Source organism: Saccharopolyspora sp. NPDC003752, from assembly GCF_053605825.1.
This window is the reverse complement of sequence record NZ_JBSGJZ010000008.1, coordinates 119,089-140,165: the sequence shown is the minus strand read 5'-3', so window position 1 is coordinate 140,165 and position 21,077 is coordinate 119,089. Positions and strand designations below refer to the sequence as shown.

21 protein-coding genes and 1 riboswitch are annotated in these 21,077 nt (G+C 71.8%); of the genes, 6 read left to right on the top strand and 15 right to left on the bottom strand.

Annotated elements, in window-relative coordinates; all coding sequences use genetic code 11:
- Positions 1-123: 123 nt before the first annotated feature.
- Positions 124-225, bottom strand: a riboswitch (glycine riboswitch).
- 87 nt (positions 226-312) lie between these two features.
- The 6 genes from ACWEV3_RS13120 to ACWEV3_RS13095 all read right to left on the bottom strand — a co-directional run bounded on the left by ACWEV3_RS13120 (position 313) and on the right by ACWEV3_RS13095 (position 4,303).
- Positions 313-882 (bottom strand): MerR family transcriptional regulator, encoded by a 570-nt coding sequence (locus tag ACWEV3_RS13120; RefSeq protein WP_132484337.1) that lies wholly within the window; start codon positions 880-882, stop codon positions 313-315.
- Between the two features lie 236 nt (positions 883-1,118).
- Complete coding sequence (locus ACWEV3_RS13115; protein ID WP_029534961.1) at positions 1,119-1,595, bottom strand: bifunctional nuclease family protein; 477 nt, start codon at positions 1,593-1,595, stop codon at positions 1,119-1,121.
- Between the two features lie 391 nt (positions 1,596-1,986).
- Positions 1,987-2,454 carry a glycogen accumulation regulator GarA gene (gene garA, locus ACWEV3_RS13110; RefSeq protein WP_101376763.1) on the bottom strand — a complete coding sequence of 156 codons (468 nt, stop codon included), beginning with the start codon at positions 2,452-2,454 and terminating at the stop codon, positions 1,987-1,989.
- Positions 2,455-2,587: 133 nt separating this feature from the next.
- Positions 2,588-2,971 carry a glycine cleavage system protein GcvH gene (gene gcvH, locus ACWEV3_RS13105; protein ID WP_452614049.1) on the bottom strand — a complete coding sequence of 128 codons (384 nt, stop codon included), beginning with the start codon at positions 2,969-2,971 and terminating at the stop codon, positions 2,588-2,590.
- A gap of 191 nt (positions 2,972-3,162) precedes the next feature.
- On the bottom strand, positions 3,163-3,876 hold the full coding sequence (locus ACWEV3_RS13100) for a CDP-alcohol phosphatidyltransferase family protein (protein ID WP_452614048.1): 714 nt from the start codon (positions 3,874-3,876) through the stop codon (positions 3,163-3,165).
- Between the two features lie 169 nt (positions 3,877-4,045).
- Positions 4,046-4,303: a hypothetical protein gene (locus ACWEV3_RS13095; RefSeq protein WP_452614047.1), complete on the bottom strand. Its 258-nt coding sequence runs from the start codon at positions 4,301-4,303 to the stop codon at positions 4,046-4,048.
- A 330-nt stretch (positions 4,304-4,633) separates the two neighbouring features.
- Here ACWEV3_RS13095 and ACWEV3_RS13090 point away from each other — a divergent pair, with 330 nt between their 5' ends.
- Positions 4,634-6,514 carry a propionyl-CoA synthetase gene (locus ACWEV3_RS13090; RefSeq protein WP_452614046.1) on the top strand — a complete coding sequence of 627 codons (1,881 nt, stop codon included), beginning with the start codon at positions 4,634-4,636 and terminating at the stop codon, positions 6,512-6,514.
- Positions 6,515-6,524: 10 nt separating this feature from the next.
- On the opposite strand, the gene ACWEV3_RS13085 is transcribed toward ACWEV3_RS13090, so the two are convergent.
- Positions 6,525-7,430 (bottom strand): LysR family transcriptional regulator, encoded by a 906-nt coding sequence (locus ACWEV3_RS13085; RefSeq protein ID WP_452614045.1) that lies wholly within the window; start codon positions 7,428-7,430, stop codon positions 6,525-6,527.
- Between the two features lie 74 nt (positions 7,431-7,504).
- Here ACWEV3_RS13085 and ACWEV3_RS13080 point away from each other — a divergent pair, with 74 nt between their 5' ends.
- Together ACWEV3_RS13080 and ACWEV3_RS13075 are read left to right on the top strand one after the other, a co-directional pair.
- Entirely contained in the window at positions 7,505-8,362 is an 858-nt protein-coding gene (locus tag ACWEV3_RS13080; RefSeq protein ID WP_452614044.1) for an EamA family transporter, read from the top strand.
- A 104-nt stretch (positions 8,363-8,466) separates the two neighbouring features.
- A complete protein-coding gene (locus tag ACWEV3_RS13075; protein WP_452614043.1) occupies positions 8,467-10,044 on the top strand; it encodes a beta-N-acetylhexosaminidase in 1,578 nt (525 codons plus the stop codon).
- 57 nt (positions 10,045-10,101) lie between these two features.
- Here the strand turns inward: ACWEV3_RS13075 and ACWEV3_RS13070 are convergent, their stop codons facing one another.
- The 6 genes from ACWEV3_RS13070 to ACWEV3_RS13045 all read right to left on the bottom strand — a co-directional run bounded on the left by ACWEV3_RS13070 (position 10,102) and on the right by ACWEV3_RS13045 (position 15,559).
- A complete protein-coding gene (locus ACWEV3_RS13070) occupies positions 10,102-10,347 on the bottom strand; it encodes a phosphopantetheine-binding protein (RefSeq protein WP_235883503.1) in 246 nt (81 codons plus the stop codon).
- A gap of 24 nt (positions 10,348-10,371) precedes the next feature.
- Positions 10,372-11,025: an isochorismatase family protein gene (locus ACWEV3_RS13065; RefSeq protein ID WP_452614042.1), complete on the bottom strand. Its 654-nt coding sequence runs from the start codon at positions 11,023-11,025 to the stop codon at positions 10,372-10,374.
- Between the two features lie 50 nt (positions 11,026-11,075).
- On the bottom strand, positions 11,076-12,734 hold the full coding sequence (locus ACWEV3_RS13060; RefSeq protein WP_452614041.1) for a (2,3-dihydroxybenzoyl)adenylate synthase: 1,659 nt from the start codon (positions 12,732-12,734) through the stop codon (positions 11,076-11,078).
- Positions 12,735-12,744: 10 nt separating this feature from the next.
- Complete coding sequence (gene dhbC / locus ACWEV3_RS13055; RefSeq protein ID WP_452614040.1) at positions 12,745-13,989, bottom strand: isochorismate synthase DhbC; 1,245 nt, start codon at positions 13,987-13,989, stop codon at positions 12,745-12,747.
- A gap of 31 nt (positions 13,990-14,020) precedes the next feature.
- Entirely contained in the window at positions 14,021-14,806 is a 786-nt protein-coding gene (locus tag ACWEV3_RS13050) for a 2,3-dihydro-2,3-dihydroxybenzoate dehydrogenase (protein ID WP_452614039.1), read from the bottom strand.
- 156 nt (positions 14,807-14,962) lie between these two features.
- A complete protein-coding gene (locus ACWEV3_RS13045) occupies positions 14,963-15,559 on the bottom strand; it encodes a TetR family transcriptional regulator (protein ID WP_452614038.1) in 597 nt (198 codons plus the stop codon).
- Between the two features lie 89 nt (positions 15,560-15,648).
- Between ACWEV3_RS13045 and ACWEV3_RS13040 the strand changes: the two genes are divergently transcribed.
- Complete coding sequence (locus tag ACWEV3_RS13040; protein WP_452614037.1) at positions 15,649-16,419, top strand: SDR family NAD(P)-dependent oxidoreductase; 771 nt, start codon at positions 15,649-15,651, stop codon at positions 16,417-16,419.
- 135 nt (positions 16,420-16,554) lie between these two features.
- On the opposite strand, the gene ACWEV3_RS13035 is transcribed toward ACWEV3_RS13040, so the two are convergent.
- Both ACWEV3_RS13035 and ACWEV3_RS13030 read right to left on the bottom strand, forming a co-directional pair.
- Positions 16,555-17,892 carry a carboxyl transferase domain-containing protein gene (locus ACWEV3_RS13035; protein WP_452614036.1) on the bottom strand — a complete coding sequence of 446 codons (1,338 nt, stop codon included), beginning with the start codon at positions 17,890-17,892 and terminating at the stop codon, positions 16,555-16,557.
- Positions 17,885-19,333 carry an acyl-CoA synthetase gene (locus tag ACWEV3_RS13030; RefSeq protein WP_452614180.1) on the bottom strand — a complete coding sequence of 483 codons (1,449 nt, stop codon included), beginning with the start codon at positions 19,331-19,333 and terminating at the stop codon, positions 17,885-17,887. Before ACWEV3_RS13030 ends, ACWEV3_RS13035 begins: the two co-directional genes overlap by 8 nt.
- Positions 19,334-19,526: 193 nt before the next feature.
- Between ACWEV3_RS13030 and ACWEV3_RS13025 the strand changes: the two genes are divergently transcribed.
- The gene (locus ACWEV3_RS13025) at positions 19,527-20,252 is read left to right on the top strand and encodes a FadR/GntR family transcriptional regulator (RefSeq protein WP_452614035.1); all 726 of its coding nucleotides are present in this window, start codon (positions 19,527-19,529) and stop codon (positions 20,250-20,252) included.
- A gap of 273 nt (positions 20,253-20,525) precedes the next feature.
- Positions 20,526-21,020, top strand: a complete 495-nt coding sequence (locus tag ACWEV3_RS13020) for a VTT domain-containing protein (protein WP_452614034.1) — start codon at positions 20,526-20,528, stop codon at positions 21,018-21,020.
- Positions 21,021-21,077: the final 57 nt, after the last annotated feature.

Below are 21,077 nucleotides of genomic sequence, written 5' to 3'. Positions count from 1 at the left end.
TGCCCTGCTCTCCCCCTCTGTCACTGTCCGCGAAGCGAACGCCTGAGAGCTTCACCCGGGAACCGGGCTTGCACCGTCGGCGGGGTGCACCACGGCCGTGGTGCACCCTCTTTCCAGAGGTATCTCGCCCGTGCGGTCCAGGTGGCCTGAGAGGTTGGCGGGGAGGGTTGCTCCTTCGGCGCCGACCGCGGCCTAGGCCGGGCCGGACTCTCCCGCACGGGGTCGGCGATGTGCCGCAGCTTACCCGATCAGGGGGTCCGAGCGGACCAGCGATGTCACCGGCCACACACCACCCGGTCGGGGCCGGTCGGCTCAGCCGGTCTCGGCCTGCCGGTCGCGCCGCCGACGGGACAGCTCGTCGTCCATCGGGACCAGCTCCGCGCCGTCGGCCCGTTCCGCCGGGAAGTCGTGGATCGTGCCGCTGATCTCGCGCATCGCACCGCTGACGGCGATGCCGAACACTCCTTGGCCACCCTGCAACAGGTCGACCACCTCCTCGGCAGAGGTGCACTCGTAGACCGTCGTCCCGTCGCTGAACAGCGTCAGCCTGGCCAGGTCCTGCACGCCCCGGTTGCGCAGGTGTTCCACCGCGACCCGGATGTTGTGCAGCGACACCCCGGTGTCCAGCAGTCGCTTGACCACCTTGAGCACCAGGATGTCCTTGAACGAGTACAGCCGCTGCGAGCCGGAGCCGGCGGCGCCGCGGATGGACGGGCCGACCAGCTTGGTGCGCGCCCAGTAGTCCAACTGGCGGTAGGTGATGCCGGCGATCTGGCAGGCGGCCGGACCCCGGTAGCCGACCAGTTCGTCCGGCAGCGAGGCGTCGGGGAACAGCTCGCCCTGCTCCACGGCAGCATCCCGGTTGGACGCTTCCTCGACCACGCCTGCCTCCCCTCGTCCGGCACGAAGCCGACGACGATCACCAGCTCCCGGACCATCGCGGTCCGAGGCCGCGAACACCCCCCAGCGGCCGAATCACACCGGGGCAATTCGCGTAAGTTCGACGGTAGGCCTGCCCCGCGGGGAGGTCAACGCGACGCGCGGGGCACCCGGACGACCCGGCCCCCGCCTGCTCGCGCAGACGGGGGCCAGGCTGTGTCGTCGGTCGATCGGCGGGCTCAGGTGTCGGCGCCGCGGAAGTCCTCCGGGGAGACGGAGTCCAGGAACTCGCGGAACTTCTCCACCTCGTCCTCCTGCTCGTCCGGGATGATCAGCCCCGCCTCGTCCAGCACCGATTCGTCGGCGTGGATGGGCACCCCGATGCGCAGCGCCAGCGCCACCGAGTCGCTCGGCCGCGCGGAGACCCGCACATCCCCGTCGAACACCAGCTCGGCGAAGAAGGTGCCGTCCTGCAGGTCGGTGATCCGCACCTGTTCCAGGTCGCGCCCGAGGGCGCCGATGACGTCCTTCAACAGGTCGTGGGTAAGGGGTCTCTGCGGCCGCACACCCTGCTGCTCCAGCGCGATGGCGGTCGCCTCGACCGAGCCGATCCAGATCGGCAGGTAACGCTCGCCGTGCGCCTCGCGCAACAGCAGAATCGGCTGGTTTGCTGGTAGTTCAACTCGCACGCCGACGACGCGCATCTCGCTGCTCATCGTCACATCGCCTCCTCCAGCGCGCCGAAGCGTGACATCCCCGTCGAGGATCGCGCACCGACGCCTCCGACGCTACCCGCGTTGCGGCGGACACGCCCATCCCTTTAGCGGTCTGGTCGACCACCGAATCCGCGGCCTTCCTGCCGGTGCATCTGGTCCGAACCGCTGGCTGAGCTCTTCATCGAGCATTACCAGCACGATACACCGCCGACCCGTCCGCCGGACCGGTCGAAAGGCGGCCGCTACAACGTGGAAACCGGTTGCGACGGCGGGAAATTCCCCGCGCGGGAAGTCAGTCGATCTCGGCTGCGCACTACCTTCACGCGCCAGCGGGGCGACGCCGCTTCGGCGCCGCCCCGCTGGCGAATGGACTAGTCGGTCCAAGGGCCCCTCAGCGGGCGCCCGGGCCCCCATCGATCGGGCCGGTCAGGAACACCAGCCGGAACTTCCCGATCTGCACCTCGTCGCCGTTGGCCAGCACCGAGGTGTCGACCGGCTCCCGGTTGACGTAGGTGCCGTTGAGGCTGCCGACGTCGACGACCACGAAGTCGTTGCCCTCGCGCCGGAACTCGGCGTGCCGGCGGGAAACCGTGACGTCATCGAGGAAGATGTCGCTGTCCGGGTGCCGTCCCGCGCTGGTGGTCTCCCGGTCCAGCAGGAATCGCGATCCCGCGTTGGGGCCGCGCTTGACCACCAGCAGGGCGGACCCTGCGGGCAGCGCATCGACCCCGGATGCGGCGGCGGGCTCCGGGGACGCACTCTCGGTGCTCTCCGGCTCCGAGAGGAAGGGCCTGAAGACCGAGGTGGTCTCCGGTGACTGCTCCGGCGGAACGTCGCCGTGGCCGGGGAATTGGCTCACCTGAGCTCTCCTCTACGCGGATAGATCGTGCCAAGTATGTGCCCAACGTACCGTGCAGGTACAGACACGGGACGCGGGACTCCCGACATCTTCCTCCCGGCCCCTGACAGACCGACGATCTTGCCTGGTCGGATCAGGATTCGGTCAGCTTCTGGTACGCCGCGGCGTCGAGCAGGCCGTCCAGCTGGGCCGGGTCGGCGAGCTTGAGCTCGACCATCCAGCCGTCGTCCAGCGGGGCCGAATTGACCAGCTCCGGCTCGTCCTCCAGCTGCTCGTTGCGGGCCACCACCTCGCCGGTGATCGGCGCGTAGATCTCCGAGACGCTCTTGGTCGACTCCACCTCGCCCATCGACTCGCCGGCGGTGACCTGCTGGCCGAGGTCCGGCAGCTGCACGAACACCACGTCGCCGAGCTGCTGCTGGGCGTAGTCGGTGATACCGATGCGCACCTTGTCGTCAGCCGTGCGCTGAATCCACTCGTGCTCTTCGGTGTACTTGATCTCGTCCGGGGCCGCCACGTGGTCCCGCCTCCCTGCTCCGCTGGTGCTGTGGATCACCGGTCACGGAGGTTCGCGTGATCGGCTCGGCGAGCGTATTCACCACGCGGCGCAGGCCGCAAGGCGACCCTCCAGCGCGCGACGCGAAAGGGCGCCGCCCGCCGATCGGGCTCGGCGGGCGGCGCCCTTCGCGCGGGACGTCCGGACGGCGCTCAGGCCGGTCTGGCGCGGGCCTGGCGGACCGCCGCCATCACCTGGCCGAGGTAGAGGATGCCGGCCCACAGGTAGAGCGCGCCGCCCCAGCACGTGAAGGCGTAGGCGATCGGTCGGACCACTTCGGACAGCGGGAAGTCCTCCTGCACCAGCAGCAACAGGGGGAACGCGTACATCAGGCAGAACGTCGCGGCCTTGCCGAGGTAGTGCACGTCCGGCGGTTCGTAGCCGTGCCAGCGCAGCACCGGCAGGCAGAGCGTCAGCACCACGTCGCGGATGACCAGCGCGGCGGCGACCCACCAGGGCACCACGTCGCGCAGCACGAAGGCCACCAGGGTCGCGACTATGTAGAGGCGGTCGGCGGCCGGGTCGAGGAGCTCGCCGATGCGGCTGTACTGGTTGAGCCAGCGGGCGAGCTTGCCGTCGAGCCAGTCCGTGATGCCGCTGATCACCAGCACCAGCAAGGCGAGCAGGTCGGCCTTCGGGCCCAGCAGCAGCCAGAGGAACACCGCAACGCCGGCCAGCCGGATCACGCTGAGCAGGTTCGGAAGTGTCCACCATGGATCGGCCCACACGCCGGCGGCGGCCTCCCGTATCCGGGCCATGCCCGGATCGGGGCGCTCCGCCGCGGGGCCCTGCCCCGCCGGATCGGGATTCATCCCGCGATCCTCGCTCGTGGTGTCTTCCGTGGTGCGCTCAGCATCCTGCACCACGAGCCTCCCCTGAATGGTTGTGCGTCCTGCCCCCGCTTCGGACGCAACTTGTGCATCCCGACCAGATCAGGGTCTCACATTCCTCGCACAACACACTTGGCGGCCGGGCTCCCGCGAAGCCGGTCGATCGGGCTGCTCCACGGCGGGAGCCGTCGGCCACCGGGTGCGGCTACGCCCTGGTGCGGCTCCAGCCGCGGCGGCGGAGGTCCGCATCGGTGAGGAACCGGGCCCTGCCGCGGTCGTCGACGCCCGCCCAGCGGGCCCCGGTGGAGCCTTCGAGGACGTAGGAATGGCCACCGCTCCACACCACGCTGCACGGCGCGGTGGGCAGTTCGGTGGCCGCGGGGCCGCAGCCGGGTTCGACCCGGGTGGCAGCGGCGGTCTGGGCGGCGGATGCCTGTGCGGACAAGGCCGGTTCCGTGCTCATCGTTGTAGCACCTCCGATTCGGTTGTCGGCGCTATGCGCCGTGGTGTTAGCCCGATCATCGACTTCGGCTTGATTGTGTTCGGACGAGCACGCTCTGTCGCGCCGATCTACCCGCCCAGCGCCAAACGGACACGTTGTGTCGCCGAGTTGCACCCGGGATTCCCGGCGGCGCTCAGCGCGGCCGAAGTCCGCGCGGCCGTTCGTCCGATCGGCCGTGTTTCGGCTGTGACAAAAGCGTTTCGCGCATCGCTACCGGTGACCCTGGCGTTACGCCGAGTTGTGCGGTAGGACGACAGGCGACATCGGGGCGGATGCAGGAGGAACGTGGTCATGGGTGCCTATGCCGAGGCCTACCGGCGGAGTTCGGCCGATCCGGAGGGCTTCTGGCTCGACGCGGCGGCGGCGATCGAGTGGGAGCGGGCACCGTCGCGGGCCCTGGACGCCACCGCGGACCCGTTCTTCCGGTGGTTCCCCGACGGCGAGCTCAACACCTGCTTCAACGCGCTGGACCGGCACGTCCGCGACGGGCGCGGCGACCAGCCGGCGCTGATCTGGGATTCGGCGATGACCGGCGAGGTGCGCCGCTGGACGTACCGGGAGCTGCTGGACCGGGTGGCGCTGTTCGCCGGGGCGTTGCGGGCGCAGGGCGCCGAGCCGGGCGACCGGGTCGTGATCTACATGCCGATGATCTCCGAGGCCATCGTCGCGATGCTGGCCTGCGCGCGCATCGGCGCGGTGCATTCGGTGGTCTTCGGCGGCTTCGCGCCGAAGGAGCTGGCGGCGCGCATCGACGACGCCCGGCCGACGGTGATCGTCGCCGCGTCGTGCGGCCTGGAGCCGAACCGGATCGTCGAGTACAAGCCGATCGTCGACGAGGCGCTGCGGGCGACCGAGCACCAGCCGAAGCGGGTGATCGTGTTCCAGCGCGAGCAGGCCCGCGCGGAACTCGGGCCGCGCGACGTGGACTGGCACGATGCGCTGGCGCAGGCCGAACCGGCCGACTGCGTGCCGGTGAAGGCCACCGATCCGCTGTACGTCCTCTACACCTCGGGCACCACCGGGCGGCCGAAGGGCGTGGTGCGCGACAACGGCGGGCACGCGGTCGCGCTGCGCTGGTCGATGGCCAACATCTACGACATCGGGCCGGGCGACGTCTTCTGGACCGCCTCGGACGTCGGCTGGGTGGTCGGCCACTCCTACATCGTCTACGCGCCGCTGCTGACCGGGGCGACCACCGTGGTCTACGAGGGCAAGCCGGTGGGCACGCCGGATGCGGGTGCGTTCTGGCGGGTCATCGCCGAGCACCGGGCCAAGGCGCTGTTCACCGCGCCGACCGCGTTCCGGGCGATCAAGCGGGTGGACCCGAACGCCGAGCTGCTGGCCGGCCACGACATCTCGAGCCTGCGGGCGCTGTTCCTGGCCGGTGAGCGGCTGGACCCGGAGACCTACCACTGGGCGTCGGAGAAGCTCGGGGTGCCGGTGATCGACCACTGGTGGCAGACCGAGACGGGCTGGCCGATCTGCGCGAACCTGCGCGGGCTGGAGCCGATGCCGGTCAAGCCGGGTTCGCCGACCGTGCCGGTGCCCGGCTACGACGTGGCGGTGCTGGACCAGGCCGGGAACCCGCTGCCGCCGGAGACCGACGGCGCGATCTGCCTGAAGCTGCCGCTGCCGCCGGGCACGCTGCCGACGCTGTGGGGCGACGACGAGCGGTTCCGCGAGTCGTACCTGTCGCGCTACCCCGGCTACTACCTCACCGGCGACAACGGCTACGTCGACGCCGACGGCTACGTGTTCGTGATGGGCCGCACCGACGATGTGATCAACGTCGCCGGGCACCGGCTGTCGACCGGCTCGATGGAGGCGGTGCTCGCGGCGCACCCGGCGGTCGCCGAGTGCGCGGTGATCGGCGTGCGCGATTCGCTGAAGGGCCAGGTGCCGCGCGGGTTCGTGGTGCTGAAGTCCGGTGTGGACATCTCCGAGGAGGCGCTGCGGGACGAGCTGGTCGCGGCGGTGCGGGCGCAGATCGGGCCGGTGGCGGCGTTCCGCGACGTGTCGGTGGTGGACGGGCTGCCCAAGACGCGTTCGGGGAAGATCCTGCGGAAGTCGATGCGCGAGATCGCCGACACCGGCGACACCAGGGTGCCCTCCACCATCGAGGACCCGGCGGTGCTGGACAAGCTGCGGCCCGCGCTGCGCGGCGAGGGGTAGGCGCGACGCCTCACCCGCTCTGCCGGTTCCGCGCGACCTCTTCCAGCGCTTGGAGGACGGCGGCGATCGCGGGTTGCGCGCGGCTGCCCCGGCGCACGCAGGTGAGGACGCTGCGCGACGGCACCGGCTTGTCCCGCAACGGGATTCGCACCACGTGGTGGTCCGGCGAGACGGTGGCGAGCCTGGGCAGCAGGCAGATGCCGAGCCCGTGCGACACCAGGGTCAGCACCGAGTTCCACTCCGCCGCCTCGTGCGCCACCCGCGGGGCGAAGCCGGCCGCCGCGCACGCGACCTCGATCAGCTGGAACTGGTCGTGGTGCGGCGCGATCCAGGTCTCGTGCGCGGTCTCGGCCAACCGCACGGAGCCGCGCTCGGCGAACCCGTGCGCCGCGGGCACGACCAGGTCCTGCGGGTCGTCGAGCAGCAGTCGCTGGTCGAACCGCGGATCGTCCAGCGGCGGGGTGCCCGGGACGGGCAGGATCGCGATGTCGGCCTCCTCGGCCAGCAGCAGCCGCAGGCTGTCGTCGATGTCGGTCTCCCGCAGCCGCACCTCCAGTCGCGGGTGGGAGTCGCGGAGCCGGGCGGCGGCGGGCGCCAGCAGCGAGCCGAAGCTGGTCGCGAAGCCGCCCACCCGGACCTGTCCGACCGCGCCGCCGGAATGCGCGGCCAGGTCGGCGCGGGCCTGCTCCCATTCGGCCGCGATCGCGTCGGCGTGCTCCAGGACGATGTGCGCGGCGGGCGTGAGCCGGACCCGTCGGCCTTCGGGCTGCAGCAGCTCGGCACCGATCTCGCGGGACAGCAGCCGGAGTTGTTGCGAGACGGCCGAGGGCGTCAGGTAGAGCGCCCGCGCGGTCGCGGTCACCGTGCCCTCCTCCCGGAGCACCCGGAGGACTTGGAGCCGACGCAGGTCGATCATGTAGGTGATTCTTCACAATGCACGGTAGAAATGCGAGATGGACCTGAACGGGCGGTGAGCCCCAGGCTTCAGCCGTGAAGACTTCGACCCCGCCGCAGCGCTCCGCTACCGGCGCATCTCCGTTCCTGTTCGTGCTGGGAGCTGTGGTCAGCGTTCAGTTCGGGCAGGCCTTCGGGAAGCAGCTGTTCTCCGCCGCAGGGCCGCTCGGCGTCGCGGCGTTGCGACTGTCGCTGGCGGCCGCGGTGCTGCTGGTCCTGTGGCGCCCGCGGATCCCGCCGGGTTGGCGTTCGCGGAGGCTGATCATCGCGTTCGGCGCGGCGATCGCGGCGATGAACGTCGTCTACCTCGCGCTGGCACATCTCCCGGTGGGAGTTGCCAGCACGCTTCAGCTGCTCGGTCCGCTCTCGGTAGCGCTCCTGGGCTCCCGGCGGCCGCGCGACGTGCTGTGGGCCGCGCTGGCGGCGGTGGGTGTTTTCCTGTTCTGCGGCCCGATCGGCGCTCCGCTACCGGCCATCGGCGTCGCTCTCGCCCTGGTGTCGGCGGCCGGCATGGGTTGCTACCTCCTGCTGAGCCATCGCGCCGGCGGGCTCAGCAGCGACGGCTCGCCGCTGGCGCTGGCCGTCGCGTGCGCCGCCGTCATCGCGCTGCCGTTCGGCATCGCCGAGTCCGGGACGGCCTTGCTCTCCCCTGCCGTTCTGCTGGCCGGGCTGGGGATCGCCGTGCTGTCGGCGGTCGTGCCCTATTCGCTGGAAATGGCCGCGCTGCGCCGGATTCCGCCCAGGGTCGTCGGCGTGCTGCAGAGCCTGGAGCCAGCGGCCGGCGCCGCGGCGGGCCTGCTGCTGCTGGTCGAGCTGCTGACCCCGTCCCAGGTAGTCGCGCTCGGTTGCGTCACCGCGGCGTCCATCGGTGCGGTGCTCACCCGGGCTCGTTGAGGCGGGCGACCGTTCGACATGCCCGATACGCCCAGTTGGAGGCTGCCGCTTCCAAATATGGTCTATACCTTTATGGGGCCGTCCCCGATCATGGAGCGAGGCACATGACCAGACCGCCCCTACCGACGGTGCGCAACGCAGCGCTCGCCGTCGTGGCGGGTGCGCTGCTCACCGGTGGGCTCGTAGCGCCCGCCGGCGGCGCACCGGCCGAGGAGAACACCGCGATGGAGAACATCATCCCCGCACCCGAGTCGGTGCGGCCCGCCCCCGGCACCATCTACGAACTCACCGAGCAGACCTCGATCGAGGCCGCCGGCGACGCCGCCGAGGTCGGCGAGTACCTGGCCGGGATCCTGCGCCCCGCCACCGGATTCCCGGTCCCGGTCAACGAGGGCTCCGGCGGGATCTCGCTGGCGCTGGACGGATCCCCCGAGCTCGGCCCGGCCGGGTACCGCCTGCAGGTGGCCGACGACGGCATCGGCCTCCACGCGAGCAGCCCCGAAGGCCTGTTCAACGGCGTGCAGACGCTCCGGCAGCTGCTGCCCGCCGCGATCGAGAGCCCGACCGAGCAGTCCGGGCCGTGGACCGTGCCCGGCGGCGAGATCGTCGACAAGCCGAGGTTCGACCACCGGGCCACGATGCTCGACGTCGCCCGGCACTTCTTCACCGTGGAGCAGGTCAAGCTCTACATCGACCAGGTCGCCCGCTACAAGATCAACTGGCTGCACCTGCACCTGACCGACGACCAGGGCTGGCGGATCCAGATCAACAGCTGGCCGCGGCTGACCGAGCACGGCGGCAGCACCGAGGTCGGCGGCGGCCCGGGCGGCTACTACACGCAGGAGGACTACGCGGAGATCGTCGAGTACGCGGCGTCCCGGCACATCACCGTCGTGCCCGAGATCGACATGCCCGGGCACACCAATGCCGCGCTGGCCTCCTACGCCGAGCTCAACTGCGACGGCGTCGCGCCGCCGCTGTACACCGGCATCGAGGTGGGCTTCAGCTCGCTCTGCGTGGACAAGGACATCACCTACCGGTTCGTCGAGGACGTCATCCGCGAGCTCGCGGCGATCACCCCCGGCCCGTACCTGCACATCGGCGGCGACGAGGCGCACTCGACCACCGACGAGGACTACAAGCAGTTCTTCGAGCGGGTGATCCCGTTGCCCGCCAAGTACGGCAAGACCGCGCTGGGCTGGCACGAGTACGGCAAGGGCGCGCCCGAGGGCGACGCGGTGCTGCAGTACTGGGGCACCACCGACACCGATCCCCTGCTCGACGAGGCGGTCGCCCGCGGCAACAAGATCCTGGCGTCGCCGGCGAATCTGTCCTATCTGGACCACAAGTACGACGAGAACACCGAGCTGGGCCTGCACTGGGCCGGCTACATCGAGGTCGCAGACGCCTACGGCTGGGATCCGGGCAGCTACCTCAAGGGCGTGCCCGAGGAGTCCATCCTCGGCGTGGAGGCCCCGCTGTGGTCGGAGACCCTGGAGAACTCCGATCACATCGAGTTCATGGCCTTCCCACGACTGCCGGCCATCGCCGAACTCGGCTGGTCGCCCGCGTCCACCCATGACTGGGAGTCCTTCCGCCAGCGCCTGGCCACCCACGGCCCGCGAATGACGGCGTCCGGAATCGACTACTACCGCTCCCCCCAGGTCCCCTGGCAGGACTGAAAGGCGGCGACGTCCACCCGGGGATGGGCGCGATTTCGCACCCGTCCCCGGGATGCGTCACTCGCCTGCCGGGAGCTTGGGTTCCAGGACCGCCCACCACTCCGCCAGGGTCGGTCGTTCGGCGAGGTCGGCGAAGGTGATCTGAACGCCGAGGCGGCGCCAGTTCTCCACCAGCGTCATGATCCGCACCGAGTCCAGGCCCCAGTCGATGAGGTTCTCCTCGTCGGTGAGCTCCGCCGGGTCCTCGTACAGCAGCTCGGCGACCTGCGCCCGCACGTCTGCCAGCGTCAACTTCTGCGACATTCCCACGTTCTCCCCGAAAACTCGTCAGGCCACTTCGGACTCGTGCAGCACCAGCGATCGCGCCAGCCCCCGCGAAGTGTCCACCACCGCGCAGCGCTTGGCGGCGTAGTCCAGCGCCATCCGGTGCTCCGCCAGCGAGAAGTCCGCGACCGCGTCGGCGGCCAGGAACGCCTGGACGTCCTGCTGGAAGGCCTCGGCCGCCGTCATCAGGCAGCCGATGTGCGCGTAGATGCCGGTGATGATCAGCTGGTCGCGGTTCCAGTCCCGCAGCAGCTCGCGGAGCTCGGTGCGCTGGAACGCGCTGTAGCGCCACTTGGTCAGCTGCACGTCCCCCGCGCCGGGCGCCAGCTCGTCGATGATCGCCTCCTGCGTCGGATCGGCGACACCCGGGCCCCACCACTCCAGCTGCAGCCCGCGCTGTTCCGGCGTCTGGCCGCCGGGCTGCGCGCAGTACACCACCGGCACGCCGGCCGCGCGGGCGCGCTCGCGCAGCATGCGGATGTTCGGCACCACCTGGTCGAGCGGTTCGCTGTTGCGCGGATAGGCGTTGACGAAGTGCCGTTCCATGTCGTGGATCAGCAGCACCGCGCGATCCGGTTCGGGACGCCAGGCCACCCGGTTCTCGGGCAGCTCGTCCTGCTGCGGCACGCGGTACGGTGCGATGGCCGGAAGTGCCACCGGTCCTCCCTGTCTGTCGTGGTTTGCGGGCGCTCTTGCGGGCGCTCGGCTCACGTCCGGTTCCGCAGCTCCGGGACCAGCTCGCGGGAGATCGCCTCCCGCAGGTCGCGCTTGCTGACCTTGCCGACCCCGGTCTGCGGGAACTGCTCGACGAACTCGACCCGGTCCGGCACCTTGTACGCGGCCAGGCCGCGCTCGCGCACGAACTTGATCAGCTCCCGCGCCTTCGGCGGGGTGCCGCGCGGCACGACGAACGCGCAGCTGCGCTCGCCGAGGTAGTCGTCGGGCATCGACACCACCGCGGCGTCGTGCACCGCCGGGTGTGCCAGCAGGTGGTTCTCCACCTCCTCGGCGGCGATCTTCTCGCCGCCGCGGTTGATCTGGTCCTTCGCGCGGCCTTCGACGACGATGTTGCCCGCCGGCGTGAGCCGGACGACGTCGCCGGTGCGGTAGAAGCCGTCCGCGGTGAACGCCCGGGCGTTGTGCTCCTCGGCCCGGTAGTAGCCGCGGATGGTGTAAGGCCCCCGGGTGAGCAGGTGCCCGGTTTCGCCCGGTGCCACCGGGTTGTCCTCGTCGTCGACGACGAGGACCTCGTCGTCCGGCGAGATCGGGCGGCCCTGCGTGCCGAGGACGACGTCTTCGGGGTCGTCGAGGCGGGTGTAGTTGACCAGGCCCTCGGCCATGCCGAACACCTGCTGCAGGGTGGCGCCGAGCACCGGCCGCACCCGCCGCGCGACCTCTTCGCTGCACTTGGCGCCGCCCACCTGCAGCACTTCCAGGCTGGACAGGTCGTGCTCGGTGTTCGCGGCGGCGTCCAGCCACACCAGCGCCAGCGGCGGCACGGCCGCGAGGAGCGTGACGCGCTCGCGCTCGATCAGCGGGAACACCTCGTCCGGGCTTGGCCGCCGGGCCAGCACGACGGTGCCGCCGGCGTGCAGCACGCCGAAGGTGCCGGGCGAGCTCATCGGGAAGTTGTGCGCGATCGGCAGCGCCCCGAGGTAGACCGTGCCGGCGGTGACGCCGCAGATCTCGTTGCTGGCGCGGAAGGAGTAGATGTAGTCGTCGTGGGTGCGCGGGATCAGCTTCGGCACGCCGGTGCTGCCGCCGGAGAGCTGCAGGAAGGCGATGTCGCCGGGCTCCGGGCCCGCGAGCTCCGCGGGTTCGGCGTCCACATCGGACAGCGCGCGAAAGCCGTTGCGGGGACACTCCGCACCCCGGGCTCCGGGCTCACCCGCGATCAGCACCTGCAGGCTGGGGACCTTCGCGACGACCTCGGCCGCCAGCTCCCGGTGGTCGAACCCGGCCTCGACGTCGACGGTGATGTAGGCGGTGGCCTCGCTGAACTCGCAGAAGTAGGAGATCTCGGTCAGCCGGTGCGAGGGCAGCGCGAACACCGGGATCGCGCCGAGCCGGAACAGCGCGAAGCACACGTCGAAGAACTCGGCGATGTTCGGCAGCTGCACCACGACCCGGTCGCCCGCTCCGACGCCGAGCTCGCGGAGCCCGGCCGCGAGCCGGTCGGCTCGGACGTCGAGGTCCCGGTAGGAGACGCGGCGGTCGCCGTCGACGACGGCGGTGCGGTCGGGGTGTTCGGCGGCGCGTTCGCGCAGCAGCTGCCCGAAGGTGTAGCCGCGCCAGTAGCCCGCGGCCCGGTAGCGCTGCGCGAACTCCGCCGGCCAGGTGGGGCAGCCGGGTAGCGATGCGGTCATGTTCTCCCCCTCAGACGGCCTGGTCCAGGCCCATCGCGGACAGTGCGGTGCGGAACTTCGCGGACGTCTCGGCGAGTTCGTCGGCCGGGTCGGAACCCGCGACGATGCCCGCGCCCGCGTACAACCGCATCGAATCGTCCTCGATGTCGGCGCAGCGGATGGCGACCACCCATTCGCCGTCGCCGGCGGCGTCGCACCAGCCGACCATGCCCGCGTAGTAGCCGCGCTCGAACGGTTCGGTCTCGGCGATGACGTCGCGGGCGCGCTGCAACGGGGTGCCGCAGACCGCGGGCGTGGGGTGCAGCGCGTCGGCCAGTTCCAGCGAGGAGGTGGCCGGGTCGCGGAGCTCGCCGGTGATCTCGGTGGCCAGGTGCCACATGGCGGCGGTGCTGATCACCGACGGCGCGGGGACCTGCAGGTCGCGGCAGAACGGGCGCAACGCCTGCACGACCGCGTCGACGACGGCGGCGTGCTCGCGTTGATCCTTGTCCGAAGTGGACAGTTCGGCGGCGCGGCGCCGGTCCTCGACCGGGTCGGTGCTGCGCGGCCGCGAACCGGCCATCGGGTTCGACCGGACCCGCATGCCGCGGCGGGAGACCAGCAGTTCCGGGCTGGCGCCGAGGAAGGTGCGCCGCAGCGGCGGCGGCGCGCCGAAGCTGTCGCGGGTGCCGTCCTCGCCGTGCCGCGGCAGATCCACCGCGAAGGTGTAGCTGGCCGGGTCCGCGAGCGCGAGGTTGCGCAGCACGCCGCGGACGTCGATCGACTCGGCGGCGGTCAGCTCCAGGGAACGCGCGAGGACGACCTTGCTCAGCTCGCCGTCTTCCAGCCGCCGCAGCACCCGGCTGACGCCGCGCTCGTACTCGGCGGGCGCGGGCACCGGGCGGACGGCGCAGTCCGGCGCGCCGTTGTGCGGCGGCTGCGGCACCACGACGTTCAACGGCGTGGCCCGGACCACTTCGTCGGGCAGCACCAGGTGCGCGGGGAGGCTCTCGCCGAACGGCACCGCACCCACCACCATCGGATTGCGGCGGCCGAATTCCGTTGCGCTGTTGAGGAAATCGGTCACCCGCCGGGGCAGTTCCTCGCGCGCGCACTGGGTCTTGGGGACGATCGCGGACACGCCGCGGGCCAAGAGCACGCCGCGCGGCGCGGAGAAGAGGAACGACGAGCCTGCCTCGTACGCCGCCAGCAATCGGGTCGCCTCGTCGTCCGCGACGAGGCCGATGCTGTCGGTTTCGCTGTCCATCGTGGTCATGGCAACCTTTCCGGGTGTGCGGCAGGCGTGGTCAGGCGCGCAGCGTCGCGCCGCCGTCGACGTACAGGTCGTGCATCGTGATGTGCCCGGCCTGGTCGGAGGCCAGGAAGACGACTGCGTCGGCGATGTCTTGCGGGGTGGCGAGCTTGCGCAGCGGGATGCCCGCCTTGAACGTCTCCGGGGAGCCGGCGATGACTCGCTCAGCGCCGCGCTCGTCGGCCCACATCCCGCGCTGCATCTCGGTGTCGGTGGAGCCGGGCGCGACGACGTTGCACCGGATGCCGTGCTCGGCGAGTTCCAGCCCGAGCGACTTGGTGAACAGCGTCGCCGCGGCCTTGGAGGCGGCGTAGGCGGACATCCCGTGCCGGGGCACGCCTGCGGCGTTCGAGCTGACCGTGACGATGGCGCCGCGCCGCCGGCCGATCATGTGCCTGGACACCGCGCGGGACAGGTTGAACACCCCGGTGGTGTTGACCGCGAAGGTGCGGTGCCAATCCTCGTCGGTGAGCTCCTGCACGGTGCCGACCTGCAGGACGCCCGCGACGTTGGCGAGGACGTCGATGGGGCCGTGCGTGCGCTCGACCCGGTCCACGACATCGTTGACGGCCGCGGCGTCCGCGACGTCGGCGCGGTAGGCGTGGACCGCGTGGCCGCGTCCGGTCAGCTCGGCGGCCACGGCTTCGGCCTGCTCGCCGTTTCGGTCCACGGCCGCGACCGTGGCGCCGAGCTCGGCGAGCGCGGTGGTCACCGCCGCCCCGATGCCCTGGCCCGCGCCTGTCACGATGGCGACCTTGCCGCCGATCCCCGTCCGGTTCATCGCGCCCTTCTGTCAACTCAGGCAAGCCTAACCTTCGTCAGGCGAGCCTGAGTTTAGAACACGGACGTGTCCGGATCTTCCCTCCATCGAGGTGGCATTGATCACCGAGCGCAATCCGCCGCGCCACGATTGCCGCGGCCTCCTACCCCGGCTGAACTAGCGGCCGAGACCCGCGGTGAGCTCGCGCATGCAGCGGACGGCGAGCTCCGCCGCCGACCCCGCGCCGTCCGCAGGGGCGTCGCTCACCGCCCACGCCTCGACTGCCACCCGGATCGCGGCCGTGGCCGCCGCGGCAAGCAGGCGGATCTGCAGATCATCGGAGGCGCGCTCGGCGAGCAGCGGCACGAGCTGCTGCTCCGACTCCTGGTTGACCCTCGCCCACACCGCCAGCAGCGCGGGATCGCCGGCGGCCGCGCGCAGCAGGCCCCGCGTCCACCCGAAGGACTCGACGTCCTCCTCGTCGCGGACGGCCAAGGCGCGTTCGGCGGCCCGTTCCAGCGCATCCGGCAGCGGAATGTCACGCGGCGTGGCCGCCAGCAGGTCCTGCCAGCGCCGGGCGCCGAACGCCAGCAACGGCGCGACGGAGTCCTGCTTGGTGCGGAAGTAGCGGTAGAAGGTGCGAAGGCTCACCCCGGCGCGCTCCGCGATGACCTCAGCCGTCGTGCCGTCGGAGCCGCGCTCGGCGAACAGCGCGGCGGCGATGCGGGCGATTTCCAGCTGGGTGGCGGCCTTGCGGCGTTCGGTGAGGTTCACTCCCCCAGTTTAGGAATAAGGTGGCGATGTGGCATGTTGTGCCACATAGACACGATGTGTCGAGTTCGTGCAAGAGAGAGGGAACTCCCATGGAGCGCTTCGAAGGACGTCGCATCCTGATCACCGGGGCCGGTTCGGGCATCGGGCAGGCCACGGTGCACCGGATCCTCGCCGAGGGCGGCCGGGTCGTCGGGTTCGACCGCAGCGAGCAGGGCCTGGCGGCCACCGCCGCCACCGCCGCCGAGAACGGCACCGCCGAGCGGCTGACCACCGCCGTGGTGGACGTCGCCGACGAGAGCTCCGTGCGCGCGGGCGTGGCCGACGCCGTGGCAACGCTCGGCGGGCTCGACGTGCTGGTGAACGCGGCGGGCATCCTGCGGTCGGCGCACACGCACGAGACCACGCTGGAGTTCTGGAACACGATCCTGGCGGTCAACCTGACCGGCACGTTCCTGATGACCCGCGAGGCCCTGCCCGCGCTGCTGGAGTCCGGGCGCGGTGTCGTGGTCAACTTCAGCTCGACCTCGGCGAGCTTCACGCACCCCTACATGGCGGCCTACGCGGCCTCCAAGGGCGGCATCCAGTCGTTCACCCACGCGCTGGCCGGCGAGTACGCCAAGCAGGGCCTGCGCGCGGTCGCCGTGGCGCCCGGCTCGATCAGCAGCGGCATGACGACCGGCCGCGGCCCGGGCCTGCCGGAGGACGCCGACATGAGCCTATTCGCGAAGCTCATGCCCGCCATCGGGCAGGGCATGGCGGGGCCGGAGACGGTCGCGGGCGTGGTGGCGATGCTGGCCTCCGACGACGGTGCGTTCGTCACCGGCACCGAACTGCGCATCGACGGCGGCACCCACATGTGAGGGCCGTTTCCGGACTCGTTCTGCGTGGCGGTGCGGGTAGCGGCCCCCTGCGTGAAATGCGGCCGCCGCCTGCACCGTGGAAGCCCCATGGCCGCCGGAGTCGCGGTGATGTCCACCGCGAGTTCGCGGTGGACATCACCGCGCGATGCCCTGGACGAAGCCCAGGTCCAGCAAGTCCTGGGGGCGCAGCCGCAGGTGGTCGGCCAGGTCCGGCGCCTCCGCCGGGTCGCGCTTGAGGATGGCCGCGCTGGATTCGGGCGCGATGACCGCGAAGTAGGCGTCCGAGGTGATCCAGGTCCGCTCCGGCGCGGCCAGCGCCAGCGCACCGCCCGAACCGCCCTCCCCGATGACCAGCGTGGTCACCGGCACCCGGGCGTCGGCGACCGCGGCGAACACCTCCGCGATCGCCGGCCCGATACCGCCGTGCTCGGCCGTCGCGTCGTTGGCCGCGCCCGGGGTGTCCACCAGCGTCAGCACCGGGACGCCGAGCTGGTCGGCGAGCCGGATCAGCCGGGCCGCGGTGCGGAACCCGGCCGGGGTGTTCGCGGTGCCCGTCTGGGCGGCGAACGCGACCGTGCGCCCGTCGTGGTCGCCGAAGCCGCAGATCATCCCGTCGTCCCGGCCGCCGGCGCGGTCGCCGCTGATCTCGAAGCGCCGGGTGAAGTAGGCATCCAGGTACGCCCCGGCGCGCGGCCGGTCCGCCGAGCGCGCCCGCCGCACGGCTTCCCAGCCCGTGGCGGGCGGCTCGCCGCCTGCCAGCGACGCCGGGACCGGGGCCGGTTCCGGAGGCCGCACCAAGCGCTGCGGGTGCAGCAGCGACACCAGGTCCGCCAGCGCAGCGGGCAGTTCCGCGTCGTCGACGACCTGGTCCACCTGTCCATCGGCCAGCTTGCCCTCGGCGTGGAACGCCTCGCCGGTTTCGGACGCGTCGCGCACCCGGCTGCCGCCGAAGGCGACCGCCGCGCCGGGCGAGGCCAGCACGACGTCGGCCGCGGCCGCCAGCGCCACCCACATGCCGCCGGTGGTCGGATCGCGCAGCACCGCGATGTGCGGGATCCGGTCCTGGCGGGTCAGCAGGCAGGCCCGCGCGATCTCCTGCAGCTGGCGCAGGGCGCAGATCCCCTCCTGCATCCGGCTGCCGCCGGAGGCCACCAGCGAGATCACCGGCAGCCGCAGCTCCCGGGCCTGCTCGAACGCCGCGACGATGCGCGCCCCGGCCGCTTCCCCGACCGAGCCACCGAGGTAGGCGAAGTCGAAGGCGATGAGCACCGCCTGCCGCTGCCCTACCCAGCCGCGACCGCACAGGACCGACTCCTCCGAGCCGGTCCGCGCGGTCGCGCGGGCGCGCTGCTCGTCGTAGCCGGGCCAGCCCAGCGGGCCGTCCGCGGCCGGCGGCCCGGCCGGGGGCTCGAACTCCTCGAACCCCCGGCTGACCGACTCGACGATCGCGCGAGCAGCGGTGTGCTCAGCCATGCTGCAGCGCCTTCTTCTGCACCTTGCCCATCTCGTTGCGCGGCAACGCGTCCAGGAACCGCACCTCGCGCGGCCGCTTGTGCGGGGTGAGCAGGCGGGCCACGTGGTCGACCAGCTCCTGCTCGGCGGGCTCCTGACCGGGCGCGCGCACGATCCAGGCGATGATCCGCTCGCCCAGGTCGGCGTCGGGCTCGCCGGTGACCGCGACCTCGGCGACCGCCGGGTGCTCCAGCAGGCAGTTCTCGATCTCGCCCGCGCCGATCTTGTAGCCGCCGCTCTTGATGATGTCGGTGGCCTTGCGGCCGACGATCCGGATGTAGCCGTCCGGCGCGCGGGTGGCCACGTCGCCGGTGCGGAACCAGCCGTCGGCGAACGCCGCCTCGGTGGCGTCCGGCCGGTTCAGGTAGCCGCTGAACAGGTTCGAGCCGCGCACCAGGATCTCGCCGACGGTCTCGTCGTCGCTGGCGGTGATCTCGCCGCCCTGCTCGTCGACGAGCTTCAGCTCGACCCCGGCGAACGGGCGCCCCACGTAGCCGGGCCGCCGGTCGCCGTCCGCCCGCACGCCGCAGTTCATGATCGTCTCGCTCATGCCGTAGCGCTCCACGACCCGCTGGCCGGTCAGCCGCTCGATGCGCTCGTGCTCCACCGCCGGCAGCGCCGCGGAACCGGAGACCAGCAGCCGGGCCTTGCCGACCGACCGCCCGATCTGCGGGTCGAGCTCGGCGTCCTCGGCCAGCCGGTGGTACATGGTCGGCACGCCGAACATCATCGTCGCGGGCCCGGCGAGCTCCTCCGCCACGGCGGCGGACGAGAACTTGCCCAGGTGGTGGACGGTGCCGCCCAGCCGGACCGGGCCGAGCGTGCCGAGGATCAGGCCGTGCACGTGGAACAGCGGCAAGGCGTGCACCAGCACGTCGCGCTCGGTCCACTCCCAGGCCTCCGCCAGCGCGTCGAGGTTGGCGCGGATCGCGCGGCGCGGCAGCACGACGCCCTTCGGCGGCCCGGTGGTGCCCGAGGTGTAGACGATCAGCGCGGGGTCGTCCTCGTCCGCTTCCGGCGGCAGTTCTCCGCCGCGCACGTCCAGGTCGACCTCGTGCACCGGCACGTCGCCGAGGCCTTCCGGCCGCTGGAAGCCGGGCGGTGCGAACAGCAGTTCCGGTCGGCTGTCGCCGAGGATGTGCGCGAGCTCGCGCTCCCCCACCTTCGGGTTGATCGGCACCACCGCCACGCCCGCGCTCAGCCCGCCGATGACCGCCGCGCAGGTCTCCGGCGACGCCGTCGCCCAGACCGCGATCCGCTTCGCCGTCCCGACGCGCTCCGCGATCCCGGCGGCCACCGCCGCCAGCTCCCGGTAGGTCAGCGCCTTCTCGCCGAAGCGCAACGCTTCCTTCTCATCGGGCTTCCGCAACTTGGGGAACAGCACCTGCGCCGCGCCGGCCATGACCACCTCCACGATCCTGAATGTCCCGCCAGCGGACCCGCGATGCCCGGCGAGCCGGCATTGGTCCACTGGCTCGACCACTTTTGCGCCGTTTCGGACACCGCGTCAAGTGGATGTGGCAAAATTGGCTCATCCACTCGACCACAAGGTCGGTGTTAGCCTGATCACCATCCGTCCGGCCTGGAGGAACCCGGTGTCCGAAGCCCTGCGACCGCTCGCCCGCCCGCGCCTGTACGAGCAGGTGGTGCAGCGGCTGCGGGAGCACGTGGCGGATTCCGGCCTGCGCGTCGGCGACCGGCTCCCGCCGGAGCGGGAGCTCGCGGAGCGCCTCGGCGTCAGCCGCGCGTCGGTCAAGCAGGCGATCGTGGTGCTGGAGGTGCAGGGCCTCGTCGAGGTGCGCCACGGCGGCGGCACCTACCTGCGGCGCGAGTCGTTGGACGCGGAACCCGTCGCCGAGCTCGTGGCGCGCAAGCGCCGCCTGCCGGACGTACTGGAAGCGCGCGAAGCGCTGGAGACCAAGCTCGCGGAGCTGGCCGCGCAGCGGCGCACGGACGCCGACCTCGCGGAGATCGAGGCGGCGCTGGCGGACATGCGCCACGAGATCGCCGAAGGCGGGCTCGGCAACGAGGGCGACCGCCGGTTCCACGCCGCGATCACCGCCGCCGCGCACAGCTCGCTGCTGGCCGACTTCATGCGCACCATCGCGACCGAGATCGCGGAGAGCCGCCAGGAGTCGCTGCGCCAGCCCAACCGGCCGGGCAAGTCGCTGGCCCAGCACGAACGCATCGCCGAAGCGATCCGGGAGGGCAACCCGCGCGCGGCGGTCACGGCCATGCGCCGCCACCTCCAGACGGTGAGCCGGGTCCGCCTCCTCTCCTGGGACCCCGACGCCGACCCCACCCGCTCCGACGAGGCGTGAACGGGGCGCCCCGGCCGAACGCGGAGCCCGCGCCGATCGAGGTGATCCCGGCGTTTTCGCGCGAAAACGCCGCCCCGCCACCCGGGCGACGGCACCGGACCGCGAATCCCGGAGATCGGCGAAAGCGCGCCTCCTCCGGCCGAACCTCCCGGTTGGGGCGTGACCCGTTCGGGCCGGTAGGCTCGGGCGGGCCTGTTTCCGCAGCTACGGAGCATTCGACTTGATCCACCACCCGGTTTCGCAGCACGGTCCTGCCGTCGGCCGGGTGATCAGATGATCGGGTGGCTGCTGGCCACCGCGGGCACCGCCGCGCTCGGCAGCGTGTTCCCGCTGGTCAACATCGAGCTCTACCTGCTCGGCGTGGTCTCCACCGTGGACAGCGTCAGCTGGTGGGCGTTCGGGCTGGCCGCGGCCGTCGGCCAGGTCGCCGGGAAGACGCTGTTCTACCTGGCGGGCAAGGGCGGCTTCGCGCTCGGCGAGCGGTTGCGCAAGCGCGTCGAGGCCAAGCGGAAGGGCCGGTGGGCCGGCTGGTTCGAGAAGTTCCACCAGCGGACCGAGGAGCGCCCGTGGTGGGGCCTGGGCGTGCTGTGCCTCAGCGCCGTGCCCGGCATCCCGCCGTACAGCCTGATGTGCTTCCTCTCCGGCGCGGCCGGCATCCCGCTGCTGGGTTTCCTGCTCGCGAGCCTCGTCGGCCGGTCGGCGCACTTCCTGATCGTCGCCGGCGCGCCGGAGCTGCTGCACTGGCTGCCCGCCGCGCTGGGCTCGTAGCCGGCGAATACCGGTCCGGGCGGCCGGGAACCCCCCTGGGCGGTTAGCCGACATCGA

Coding starts and splice junctions, on each gene's coding strand:
- ACWEV3_RS13085 (WP_452614045.1), bottom strand. CDS start 7,430: ATGATCGACCTGCGTCGGCTCCAAGTCCTCCGGGTGCTCCGGGAGGAG.
- ACWEV3_RS13060 (WP_452614041.1), bottom strand. CDS start 12,734: ATGACCGCATCGCTACCCGGCTGCCCCACCTGGCCGGCGGAGTTCGCG.
- ACWEV3_RS13035 (WP_452614036.1), bottom strand. CDS start 17,892: ATGGCTGAGCACACCGCTGCTCGCGCGATCGTCGAGTCGGTCAGCCGG.
- ACWEV3_RS13020 (WP_452614034.1), top strand. CDS start 20,526: ATGATCGGGTGGCTGCTGGCCACCGCGGGCACCGCCGCGCTCGGCAGC.
- ACWEV3_RS13075 (WP_452614043.1), top strand. CDS start 8,467: ATGACCAGACCGCCCCTACCGACGGTGCGCAACGCAGCGCTCGCCGTC.
- ACWEV3_RS13095 (WP_452614047.1), bottom strand. CDS start 4,303: ATGAGCACGGAACCGGCCTTGTCCGCACAGGCATCCGCCGCCCAGACC.
- ACWEV3_RS13050 (WP_452614039.1), bottom strand. CDS start 14,806: ATGAACCGGACGGGGATCGGCGGCAAGGTCGCCATCGTGACAGGCGCG.
- ACWEV3_RS13030 (WP_452614180.1), bottom strand. CDS start 19,333: ATGGCCGGCGCGGCGCAGGTGCTGTTCCCCAAGTTGCGGAAGCCCGAT.
- dhbC (WP_452614040.1), bottom strand. CDS start 13,989: ATGACCACGATGGACAGCGAAACCGACAGCATCGGCCTCGTCGCGGAC.
- ACWEV3_RS13040 (WP_452614037.1), top strand. CDS start 15,649: ATGGAGCGCTTCGAAGGACGTCGCATCCTGATCACCGGGGCCGGTTCG.
- ACWEV3_RS13070 (WP_235883503.1), bottom strand. CDS start 10,347: ATGTCGCAGAAGTTGACGCTGGCAGACGTGCGGGCGCAGGTCGCCGAG.
- ACWEV3_RS13115 (WP_029534961.1), bottom strand. CDS start 1,595: ATGAGCAGCGAGATGCGCGTCGTCGGCGTGCGAGTTGAACTACCAGCA.
- ACWEV3_RS13090 (WP_452614046.1), top strand. CDS start 4,634: ATGGGTGCCTATGCCGAGGCCTACCGGCGGAGTTCGGCCGATCCGGAG.